Here is a 1,824-nt window from a genome sequence, read left to right as displayed (position 1 = left end):
TCAGAGACAGACCATCCTCACCGCCCAAACCATCACCACCCGAGCCACCACCCCCACCCAACTACGTGCCGCTCATCAGCAGGCACCGGAGGGGCTCTTCACCCTGGACTGGGTGCCGGGGTCGGCAGTGGACGACGGGTCGGTGCCGCCTTCACCGGTGTCGGAGTGGGTCGAGCTGGGTGCGGACCGACCGTGTACAGCGGCTGCCGCTTCATATCCCAGCCTGGATGCCCTGCTGACAGCGGTCGACGCCGGCAGCGCGGTGCCTCCGGTGGTGCTGGTCGATGTGCCGTCGGCTCGCCACCGCCCCGGGGTGGACGATGTCGACGCGGACGCGGCACTGGACACCGTCCAGTCCATGCTGGCCCTGGTGCAGGGCTGGGTGACGGAACCGCGGTGGGCTGATGCCCGGCTGGTGATCGTGACCCATGGCGCGGTCGTGGTGGAAGAGACCGCAGATTCGGCAAGGGGTGCGGTCGGGGCCGCAGCCGGTGCCCGGGGTTCTGCTCGCGGCATGGTGGACACCGCCGGCGCCGCGGTGTGGGGGCTGGTCCGCAGCGCCCAGCTGGAGCACCCGGGCCGGTTCGTACTGGTCGATGTCGAGGCCGAACTCGAAGCCGAGCCGGAGCCCGACGCCGGGACCCGGGCCCACCTGGAGCCCGACGAGGTGGCGGGTGCCAAGTCCCCGGCCCACCCAGGGGCCGACGAGGTGCCCGACGCGGTCCAGTACGCCATTCGGGCCGACGAACCGCAGGTGGTGGTCCGCGGCGGCCGTGTCCATGTTCCCCGCCTGGTCCGCACCGACACCGCTTCGAGGCTGCTGACGCCGCTCGGCGAGCCGGCCTGGCGGCTGGACACCATGGCGGATAACGCGACCATCGACAGCGTCGCCCCGATGCCCTTCCCCGAGGCACTGGATCCGCTGGCCCCGGGCCAGGTACGTATCGGGGTGCGGGCCGCCGGCATCAACTTCCGAGACGTACTGATCAGCCTCGGCATGGTGCCCGCGCAGAACGGTATCGGTGGCGAGGGTGCCGGTGTCGTCCTGGACGTCGCCCCGGACGTCGACGGCTTCGCCCCGGGGGACAGGGTGATGGGTGTCTTCCAGGGGGCGTTCGGGCCGGTCGCGGTGGCCGACTCGCGCATGGTCGCCGCGATCCCCGACGGCTGGACGTTCGCCCAAGCGGCCGCGGTGCCCGTGGCCTACCTCACCGCCTGGTACGGACTGATGGAAATCGCCCGCCTGCGGCCAGGCGACGACGTCCTCATCCACACCGCCACCGGCGGCGTCGGCATGGCGGCCATCCATATCGCGCGGCAGCAGGGTGCCCGCATCCACGCCACCGCCCACCCCGACAAGCACCACGTCCTCGAGGACCTGGGCATCGACGCGGACCACCGCGCCTCCTCCCGCACCCTCGACTTCGAAGACGTCTTCCGCACCGCCACCGGTGGACGCGGCTTCGACATCGTCCTCAACAGCCTCGCCGGGCCCTTCATCGACGCCTCGCTGCGTCTTCTCGCCCCGGGCGGCCGCTTCCTCGAGATGGGCAAGACCGACATCCGGGATCCGCAGCGGATCGCCGCCCAGCACCCCGACATCACCTACCGCGTCTACGACCTCATCACCCATGCCGGGCCGCAGCTGATCCACCAGATGCTGTCCGAACTCACCCCTCGCTTCGCCGATGGCGGCCTCCCCCCTCTCCCCACCGACGCCTGGCCGCTCAGCAGAACCCGCCACGCCCTACGCCACATGAGCCAAGCCCGACACACCGGCAAACTCACCCTCACCATCCCCCCCACCCCCGACCCCAACGGCAC

1 protein-coding gene is annotated in these 1,824 nt (G+C 71.3%); it reads left to right on the top strand.

Annotated features, from left to right (window positions below):
• Nucleotides 1-313 precede the first annotated feature (313 nt).
• The coding region (locus E4099_RS31700; RefSeq protein ID WP_245245343.1) for a zinc-binding dehydrogenase at nucleotides 314-1,824 on the top strand (1,511 nt) is incomplete at its 3' end.

Source organism: Streptomyces palmae (assembly GCF_004684805.1).
Classification (GTDB): Bacteria; Actinomycetota; Actinomycetes; order Streptomycetales; family Streptomycetaceae; genus Streptomyces; species Streptomyces palmae.
This window is presented reverse-complemented; position numbering and strand designations above follow the sequence as displayed.